The following is a 9,541-nucleotide window of genomic DNA, read 5'->3' on the forward strand; positions in this document are numbered from 1 at the left end:
CAGTACCAGAATCAGAATAATGCTCAGAGCCAGGATGCGAATGAGGGCGGACAACATGAACATGTCGGAAGACCTCTCTCTTGCTTGGATAATTTTTATTATACAAACCCATGCATCAAAATACAATACAAACCTCTTCGCCGCCGGTATCTTTGGCCGTTTCCACGAAGGTGTTCCTATTTTCTGTACTTGTCTTGTGAATTCTGCCGCGGTTCGCCCTGCCTGCCGCCGGGACCGCCGCCAGGGTTGTCTGTCCGGGAGAGCAGACAACGCGCCCCCACATCCCACCTTGTATCCCCGCCGCCCCTTGCATTTTTCCGCCGGGAAAGCTATGATGGAGACATCCCAACATAACCGTGAAGGAGGGCTTCCCATGACCCGTGAAGAACTGAAGGCCGCGGCGGTGTCTATGCTGGACCGGGCCTACTGCCCCTACTCCCACTTTCCCGTGGGCGCCGCCCTGGAGTGCAGCGACGGCACCGTGTACACCGGCTGCAACATTGAAAACGCCGCCTTTTCCCCCACCCTCTGCGCCGAGCGCACCGCCGTGGCCAAGGCGGTCAGCGAGGGGCACACCGACTTTGTGCGCATCGCCGTGGCGGGCCGCAGCGACGACTTCTGCGTGCCCTGCGCCGTCTGCCGCCAGGTGCTCCGGGAGTTCGCCCCGGAGATCGAGGTCATCTGCCTGAACAGCCGGGGGGAGGAGCTGGCCCTGCCTCTGAGCGCCCTGCTGCCCCACAGCTTCGGGCCGGAGTTCCTGTCCCACGACCCCGCCTGAGGCGGCGCGCCGCCCCGGAGAGCAATACGCCCCGGCGTCCGATGGACGCCAGGGCGTTTTCTTCTCTTATCCCGCCTGCTCCCGCAGCACAATGTCCCGGGAGGCCTCCATGTGCCGCCGCACCGCGGCGAAGGCCCCCATGTCCCCCCGGTCCCGGCAGGCGCGGACCGCGTCCACAATGGCCCGGTGCTCCTCCAGCGCCACCTCCCGGCGGTTGGGGCTGCGGAAGCTCCGCTTGGCGATGACGGACATCCGGTGGTTGTAACTCTCAAAAAGCTGGAGGAACTCCGCGTTCTCCGCCGCCTCCACCAGCAGCCGGTGGAAGGCCAGGTCCGCCGCCCAGAAGTCCTCGAGGGAGGCGGTGTCCCGCAGGGCCTCCATCTGGGCGATGCTGCCCTCCAGCTCCGCCAGCCGGGCCCGGCCCTCCGCCGTGTCCTTCCGGTGGGCCAGGTGCAGCACGCAGAAGCCCTCCACCGCCGTCCGCAGCTGGTAGGTGCCCCAGATGTCCTCCTCCGACATCCGGTGGAGGCGGAAGCCCCGGCTGGGCAGGATGTCGATGAGCTTCTCCTGGCTCAGCCGCACCAGGGCGTCCTTCACCGGCGTCCGGGAGATGCCGATCAGCGCCGCCATCTTCGTCTCGGAGTAAATCTGGTCCTCCTGGAGGGCCCCCGTCACAATCTGTTCCCGGATGTGGGCGTAGGCCTCCTCTTGCAGCAGTGTATAAACAGCCATAGGCTTGCTCCTTTGCGTTCTCTTTCCGTCCTGCTGGTATCTTACCAGAAGACCGGGAGGGGCTTCAAGGGCTATTCTCACAAAAAGAAAACATTTTTTCAGCAATAACGCCGGTTTTTAATTTTTTACTGGAAAAGACTGTTTTTTCTCTTGACCGGTATACCGGTATGCGATATACTGTCCCAGAAGACGCAAACGCAGGTAAGCGTTGCGTAATGCCCCACGTTTCAGCGGAAAACCGCGGCGGTCCGCAATCTGAACGGGGCGGAATACAGGAGGATGGTTTCATGAGCAAGATCGGTTTCATTGGCCTTGGCATTATGGGTCGCCCCATGGCGACGAACCTGGCGAAGGCGGGGCAGCCCCTGATGGTCAGCGACCTGAACGAGGACATCGTAAAGGAGCTGTGCGCCCTGGGCGCCGTCTCCGGCAGCTATACGGACATCGCCCGGGAGTGTGACCTCATCCTGACGATTCTGCCCACCGGCGCCATCGTCCGGGAGGTGCTGTTCGGGGAGAACGGCGTGGCCTCCGCCCTGACGGCGGGCAAGGTGGTGTGCGACATGTCCAGCGTCACCCCCGGCGAGTCCCAGGAGTGCTACCGCCGCCTCAAGGAGATCGGCGTGGGCTTTGTGGACGCCCCGGTGTCCGGCGGCGAGCCCGGCGCCATCGCCGGCACCCTGGCCATCATGTGCGGCGGCGACCAGGCGGATTTCGACCGGCTGAAGCCGGCGTTCGACATCATGGGCAGCAGCGCCCTGCTGATCGGCGACTCCGGCGCGGGCAGCGTCACCAAGCTGGCCAACCAGATCATGGTGAACCTGAACATCGCCGCCGTGTCCGAGGCCATGGTCCTGGCCGCCAAGGCCGGGGTGGACCCCATGAAGGTGTACCACGCCGTCCGGGGCGGCCTGGCCGGCAGCACCGTGCTGGACGCCAAGGCCCCCATGATGTGCCGGCGCGACTTCAAGCCCGGCGGCACCATCCGGGTGAACCACAAGGACATCAAGAACGTGCTGGCCACCGCCCACGACATCGACGTGCCCCTGCCCCTCACCGCCCAGCTCTTCGAGATTCAGCAGGCGCTGAAGGTCTCCGGCCACATGGACGACGACCACGCCGGCTATGTCCAGTACTTCGAGCAGCTTGCCGGCGTCACTGTCCAGTCCGACGGGCAGGCCTGAGGGGAGCGGGGCTATGGAGCAGACCATCCGGGCAGACATTCTCACCAGCTTCCCCCCCGTGGATGAGGCGGCGGTGGACGCCCTTCTCCGCCGGGAGATTGCCGCCGACGACACCAAGTTCATCGTCCTGGACGACGACCCCACCGGCGTCCAGACCGTCCACGACATCTCCGTGTACACGGACTGGTCCGTGGAGAGCATCCAGCGCGGGCTGCTGGAGCCGCAGAAGGTCTTTTACATCCTCACCAACAGCCGGGGGCTGACGGCGGCGGAGACCACCGCCGTCCACCGGGAGATTGCCGCCAACATCGTCACGGCGGCAAGGGAGACCTGCAAGCGGTATCTCATCATGAGCCGCAGCGACTCCACCCTCCGGGGCCACTTCCCCCTGGAGACGGCGCTTTTGAAGGAGGGCATGGAGGCCGGCGGCCTCTCCGTGGACGGGGAGATCCTCTGCCCCTTCTTCAAGGAGGGCGGCCGCTTCACCATCCGCAACACCCACTACGTGCAGTACGGCGACGACCTGGTGCCCGCCGCCCAGACGGAGTTCGCCAAGGACAAGACCTTCGGCTACACCCACTCCGACCTCCCCGCCTACATCGAGGAGAAGACCGGCGGCCGCTTCTCCGCCGCCTCCGTCACCTGCATCTCCCTGGAGGAGCTGCGGGCCCTGGACTACGACGGCATCGCCGCCAAGCTGGAGCAGGTGACCGGGTTCAACAAGGTCTGCGTCAACGCCGTGGACTACTGCGACGTCAAGGTGTTCGCCGTGGCGCTGTACCGGGCCATGGCCCGGGGCAAGACCTTCCTCTTCCGCACCGCCGCAGGCCTCGTGAAGGTGGTGGGCGGTATCACCGACATCCCCCTGCTGACCCGGCGGGACATGGTGACCCTGGACACCCACACCGGCGGCGTGGTGGTGGTGGGCAGTCACACCCAGAAGACCACCGCCCAGCTGGAGGCTCTTTTGCAGCTCCCCTGCGTGGAGCCCATTCAGTTCAACAGCGACCTGGTGCTCCAGGGGGACGCGGCCCTCTCCGCCGAGGTGGACCGGTGCGTGGCGCTGGAGGAGGCCGCCATTCAGGCGGGCCGGGTGGCGGTGTGCTTCACCAACCGCAAGCTGTTGACGGTGGAGAACGACACCCCGGAGAGCGCCCTCACCCGCAGCGTGAAAATCAGCGACGCCGTGCAGAGTCTGGTGGGCCGCCTCCAGGTCACCCCCGCCTTCATCATCGCCAAGGGGGGCATCACCTCCAGCACCGTGGGCACCCAGGCCCTGGGGGTGAAGAAGGCCAACGTGCTGGGCCAGATCTGCCCCGGCATCCCCGTGTGGCAGACCGACGCCACCAGCAAGTTCCCCAGCATCCCCTACGTGATCTTCCCCGGCAACGTGGGCGACGCGGAGACCCTCCGCCAGGCGGTGGAGATCCTCACCGCCGAATAAGCCCCGCCGGAAACCGGAAAGGGAGACGCCTCGCAAAGAGGCGTCTCCCTTTTTGTCCTTTGCCGCCGGGGCGTCACTGCTCCGTCTCCGCCGTCAGCTCCGTGGGGCACGCCTCCCCCCGGGCCATCCGGACGATGCCGCCGACGCCGCAGGCCACCATGCTGGCCACGGCGGCATCGGTGTAGAAGGCCATGTGCTGGGTCATGATGACGTTGCGGAACTGGTGGAGATAGAACCAATTCCGGTTGGGCAGGATGTCCACCCGGTGGTCCTCGTGGATGATGCCCTCCTCGCCCTCGGCGGTGTCCATGCCCAAGGCGCCGATCTTCCGGCTCTCGATGCCCTCAATCAGCGCCTCAATGTCCGCCAGCTCTCCCCGGGAGCAGTTGATGAGCACCACGCCGTCCTTCATCTTCCCGATGGCCGCCCGGTCAATGATGTGGAAATTGGAGGAGAGCAGGGGCATGTGGAGGGAGATCACGTCGGAGCGCGCCAGCAGCGTCTCAAAGTCCACATAGTCCACCAGTCCCGCCAGCGCCGGGTTCTCCTGCCGGTCGAAGCCCAGCAGCCGGCAGCCGAAGCCGGACAGGTTCCGCACCACCTGGGCGCCGATTTTCCCAGTGCCCACAATGCCCACGGTCAAATCCTTCATCTCCCGGCCCTGGAGGCCGTCCAGGGAGAAGTCGTTCACCTGGCCCCGCCACATGGCCTGCTTGTAATGGCGCAGGCACATGAGCATCATCATGACGGTGAAATCCGCCACGCCGTTGGGGTCGTAGCAGGCGTTGCACACCCGGATGCCCGCCCGGGCCGCCGCGGCCAGGTCGATGTGGTTGTAGCCCACGGTGCGGGTGGAGAGATACCGCACCCCCCGGGCGGAAAACGCCTCCAGCAGCGGCCGGTCGATGGTGCCCTGGCCCAGAATGGACACCCCCAGGCAGCCCTCCGCCAGCGCCGCCGTGTCCAGGGCGGGCACCGCCCCGGTGGTCTCCAGCTCCACGCCCAGCCGCGCCGCCTGGCGCTCCAGCTCCGCCAGCTCGTCGGGCCGCGCCTCGTACACCATGATCTTCATACCGCTGCCGTCCTTCCCATTGTTTGATAACATTTTGTCATTGTACCTCATGGGATTTCCGATTGCAACCGAAAAATTTCCGTAGTAAAATAAGAAAAAGTGATGTTACGGGAGGCCCTCATGAATCTGAATCAACTGCGATACTTTGTGGCGGTGGCGGAGCAGCGGAGCTTTACCAAGGCCGCCAATCAGTACTATCTGTCCCAGACCGCCATCAGCCAGCAGATCCGGGCCCTGGAGGACGCCATCGGCGTGCGGCTGCTGGACCGGGACAGCCGCCCCGTGACGCTGACCCCGGCGGGCAGCGTCTTCTTCCAGGAGGCCAAGGCCATCCTCTCCCGGATGGACACCGCCCTCAGCCGGGCGCGGGACGCCTCCACCGGCCTGGTGGGCACGCTGCGGGTGGGGTACACCAAGGGCTACGAGCGCAGCGACCTGTCCAATACCCTCCGGGCCTTCCACCTGGAGTACCCCAACGTGCTCATCACCTGCCACCGCTGCGACACGGACGTGCTGGCGGCTGGGCTCTTGAACGGGGAGTACGACATCATCTTCACCTGGGACAGCACCAACATCCGCACGGAGGCGGTGGAGGCCCGGGTGGTGGAGCGGGCGCCCCTGGTGGTGGCGCTGTACGGCAGCCATCCCTTCGCTTCCCGGGCGGCCCTGCGGCGGACGGAGCTGAAAAATGAGCCCATTCTCTACATGTCCCCCTCCGCCACCGGGGACAGCTACGGCGACAGCTTTTTCCTCTCCCTGTACCGCCAGGCGGGCTATCAGCCCAACATCCTGCTACGCAGCAACGACGTGGAGAGCATCCTAATGATGGTGGCGGCGGAGGAGGGCATCTCCATCCTGCCCGCCTACTGCACCGACAAGCTGACCAACGCCGACAACCTGGTGTTCGTCCCCCTGACGGGGTCCCAGGAGGCGGAGGAGATTCTGGCGGTGTGGCGGACGGCGGACGACAGCCCGCCCCTGCGGCACTTCCTCCAGCGGCTGTAAAAATAAATCCGTGCAACCAGTTGCCCCCTTCCGTCCCAGGACGGAGGGGGCGTTTTTTCTCTATTGGGGGCTAAGCCGGCTCCGTGGAAAACGGAGGAGCGCACATGAACAAGACCACGCATTACCACTTGAACCAATGGGAGGGGGAGGACCGCATCCTGCGGGCGGACTTCAACGCCGACAACGCCGCCCTGGACGGCGCCCTGCACCGGCAGGCGGAGGCCCAGGCGGCGCTGGAAGGGGCCCTGGAGGCGGAGCAGCAGGCCCGGACGGCGGGGGACGCCGGGTCCGTCCAGGCGGCGCGGGAGGCGGTGGCGGAGGAGGAGACCGCCCGGAAGGCCGCCGTGGCCGCCGAGGCGGACGCCCGGAGCCAGCAGGACGCCGCCATCCGGAGTGAGGTGTCCGCAGCGGTGGCGGGGGCCAAAAGCGAGGCCGCAGGCGCCCTGGAGGCGGAGCGGACCGCTCGGACCGGCCAGGACGCCGCCATCCGCCAGGAGTTTGCGGCGGCGGACCTGCTGGTGAAGCTGCGGGAGATCACCACCAGCGCCGCGGCCACGCAGGTGGATTTGTCCCTGGGGGGCATCGACCTGTCCCGCTACGCGGAGTTGATGATTCTGGTGCGGCTGAACTGCCCGGGGGAGACCATCAGCGTGCGGGTGAACGATGTGGCCCTCTCCTTTTATCTCAGCAGCAACAGCAGTTCCACCACGCAGATGGCCTCCATCGCCTCCCTGGATGCGGGGGGCTATACCCTTCTCCACTTCTATCCCCTGGGCGGGAGCATCAGCGCCAGATTTGACTGCGTTTTCGGGTTTGCCGGCACCGGCTCGACGACTTACGCCGCGCTCAAACCCGCCAGCGGCGTCACCCTGGCAAACCTGAGCGCCTTCAACTTCTACGGCAGCAAGGGCGGAGCCATCTCCGCCGGCGGCAAATTTACAATTTACGGGGTGAAAGTATGATGATTGACGTATTGGTGTGCCGGGAGGACGGCACCCAGATTCTGGAGCAGCGGGAGGTCCCGGAGGACTACTTCCAGTCTCAGGAGGCGCCGGAGACGGCGGAATGAGCACAAGGCCCCGCACCTTTCGGTGCGGGGCCTTCTTTGTTGCTCAGATGCGCTCAGTCCTCAGATTTCCGTGGAAATCAGGGTTTGACCAAGACGTACAGAGCGCTGTACTCGCCGTCGGCATTGTACACGCCGGTGACGGTAGAAGAGGCGGGCAGATCAGTGGTCTTGTACTTGGAGGCCAGTCTGCTCATGGAGATGGTGGACACCTCGTCGGTGTTCTCGATCAGATAGATCTTCGCGCCGTCCGCCATGTAGAAGCTGACTTCATCGGTACCACCGGTGAAGGTGATGGTCTTGTTCTTCTGGGTGACATTGGCGTTGCCGACATCTCCGAAGGTGAAATCGTCATCGTCATAGTAGGCGCTGTAAAGACCAGTCTTAATATCCATATCGCTGGCAGCGGGGGTGGCTCTATCAATGGCGGTCATGTCGGTGATATAGCCGTCACTGTCATACTCCACCTCGCCGTACAGGACGCCGCCCAGGTTCTTGTTGGTGACGTCGATCTTGACGGTCTTTTCCTCACCGTTCAGGATGGCCTTGTAGCGGTAGAACTCGTTGTCGTCCGCATCGTTACCGGCCTTGTCGAACTTCAACAGGAACAGGACGTCGCTGCTGGTGGCACCGCCCTTGACGGCGCCGTTGTTCAGGTCGATGAACACGTACTTGGCATAGGTGCTGGAGCCATCGGTGAAGACAGTGACCGCGGTTGTGCTGCCGGGAGTGACCTTGGCCACATTCTTGATGCCGGTGTAGACCTTGACGTCACCGTCATTCTCCAGAATCACGAACTTGGTATTCGCATTGCCCTTCAGGGAAGAACCGCTTCCGTCGTAAACGATGGAGACACCGTGGTCGCCATAGTTGACAACATAATCCGTGCTCGGGGAGCCGCCAAAGGCGGTGCCGCCAACATTGGTCAGAGAGGTCAGGGTGTACTTGCCGCTGCTCTCCTTGGAGCTGAACTTGTACCAGCCGGGACCGTAGGTGGTGGTGAGATCGGACATCGTAAGGACGCCGCTAACAACCGTAGAACCATTGGTCTTCTTGGTATCAATCTTCTCAATAGTGATCTCGTCGTCAGTGCCGTCCAAGAAGTAGCCGTAGCCAAGCGCCTTGGAGCTGGCGCTGGTGCCGCTGCTCTTGGCGAACTCGCCGATGTAGACATAGTTGCCGTCGTTCTCCACGCCGTCCACATACAGGACATAGCCGTTGGAATCCAGATAGACGTCATAGTCCGTCTTCAGATCGAAGCCCTTGGTATCGGCATAGTCATTGGCATAGCCGAGGCTGTACTCGGTGCCGCCGACAGTGACGGTATCCTGATGGACATACTCCGTCAGGGCGCCAGTGACCTTCTCAGCGGGAGCAATGGACTTCACAACGCCGTTGGCCACGGTGACCAGAACATAGTCCTCGTCCTTGAAGGTGTCCAGGTTGTCAAAATCGTCGGAGGACAGGTCGTAATCAGAGATGCCGCCAAGAGGAGCCTTCATCTCCGTGCCGCTGTCCACCTCGGTGATGGTCAGCTCTTCGTCCTTCTCATCATAATCGCCGGCAACCTGCATCAGGTAGGTGTTGACGACGGTGATGACCTGCTCATCCTTGTAGACCTCAACCAGGGAGCCGTTGCCCAGGTAGTTATAGGTGCTGGACAGAGCAAGCTGCACAACCTTGTTGATCTTACGGTCGGCATCATTGCCCAAAACCAACTGATCGTCACGCTTGATGACGGGGAAGGTGGTGAGCGTATCGTCGCCGTCGATGACCAGCTTATAGTTATAGGGATCGCTCAGGTCCAGAGCAGAGTAAATGTCCTTGGACTTAACGTCCTTGGTAAAGGTGGCGTCGGCTTCCTTGGCGTAGGTGCCGATCTTGTCCTTGTCGTTGTACCACACGTTGGCGGGACGGCCGAAGGCGTCCTTGGCAGAGCTGACGCGCAGCTCCAGATCGGTGAAGTACTTCTCGCAGAACTGCATGATATCGTCGATATCAGAACCGCTATCACGATAGTCCTTGGACTTGGAATTGCTCACGGGGTAGGCCTTAGAGTTGCCAATGGTGACGGTGGCGCCGTTGACCTGAACCTCGGTCTTGGAGTCATAGTCCACCATATCGGCCTTCAGGGTGTTGAAGGCATACAGGGCGGCCTCTTCACGGGTGACGGCCTGGACGCCGACAAAGTTGTCGTTGCCGTCGTCCAGCTCGATGCCCAGAGCCTGCTTGGCCACGTTGACGGACCAGTTGGCGCCGG

General features: G+C 63.4%; 8 protein-coding genes. 5 read left to right on the forward strand and 3 right to left on the reverse strand.

Annotated features, from left to right (window positions below):
* Positions 1–334: 334 nt before the first annotated feature.
* Positions 335–778 (forward strand): cytidine deaminase, encoded by a 444-nt coding sequence (cdd, locus tag QZS21_RS08405; RefSeq protein WP_295582309.1) that lies wholly within the window; start codon positions 335–337, stop codon positions 776–778.
* A gap of 66 nt (positions 779–844) precedes the next feature.
* Here the strand turns inward: cdd and QZS21_RS08410 are convergent, their stop codons facing one another.
* Positions 845–1,510 carry a GntR family transcriptional regulator gene (locus tag QZS21_RS08410; protein WP_295582311.1) on the reverse strand — a complete coding sequence of 222 codons (666 nt, stop codon included), beginning with the start codon at positions 1,508–1,510 and terminating at the stop codon, positions 845–847.
* A gap of 287 nt (positions 1,511–1,797) precedes the next feature.
* Here QZS21_RS08410 and garR point away from each other — a divergent pair, with 287 nt between their 5' ends.
* The gene (gene garR / locus QZS21_RS08415; RefSeq protein WP_295582313.1) at positions 1,798–2,694 is read left to right on the forward strand and encodes a 2-hydroxy-3-oxopropionate reductase; all 897 of its coding nucleotides are present in this window, start codon (positions 1,798–1,800) and stop codon (positions 2,692–2,694) included.
* 13 nt (positions 2,695–2,707) lie between these two features.
* A complete protein-coding gene (locus tag QZS21_RS08420; RefSeq protein ID WP_295582315.1) occupies positions 2,708–4,138 on the forward strand; it encodes a four-carbon acid sugar kinase family protein in 1,431 nt (476 codons plus the stop codon).
* A 73-nt stretch (positions 4,139–4,211) separates the two neighbouring features.
* Here the strand turns inward: QZS21_RS08420 and QZS21_RS08425 are convergent, their stop codons facing one another.
* Positions 4,212–5,210 (reverse strand): D-isomer specific 2-hydroxyacid dehydrogenase family protein, encoded by a 999-nt coding sequence (locus QZS21_RS08425; RefSeq protein ID WP_295582318.1) that lies wholly within the window; start codon positions 5,208–5,210, stop codon positions 4,212–4,214.
* 120 nt (positions 5,211–5,330) lie between these two features.
* On the opposite strand from QZS21_RS08425, the gene QZS21_RS08430 reads away from it, so the two are divergent.
* Together QZS21_RS08430 and QZS21_RS08435 are read left to right on the forward strand one after the other, a co-directional pair.
* Positions 5,331–6,215 carry a LysR family transcriptional regulator gene (locus tag QZS21_RS08430; protein WP_295582320.1) on the forward strand — a complete coding sequence of 295 codons (885 nt, stop codon included), beginning with the start codon at positions 5,331–5,333 and terminating at the stop codon, positions 6,213–6,215.
* A gap of 104 nt (positions 6,216–6,319) precedes the next feature.
* A complete protein-coding gene (locus QZS21_RS08435) occupies positions 6,320–7,177 on the forward strand; it encodes a hypothetical protein (RefSeq protein ID WP_295582322.1) in 858 nt (285 codons plus the stop codon).
* A gap of 184 nt (positions 7,178–7,361) precedes the next feature.
* On the opposite strand, the gene QZS21_RS08440 is transcribed toward QZS21_RS08435, so the two are convergent.
* Positions 7,362–9,541: hypothetical protein (locus tag QZS21_RS08440; protein WP_295582324.1), on the reverse strand; the 2,180-nt coding region annotated here is incomplete at its 5' end.

The organism is uncultured Oscillibacter sp. (assembly GCF_900544955.1).
Lineage (GTDB): Bacteria > Bacillota > Clostridia > Oscillospirales > Oscillospiraceae > Oscillibacter.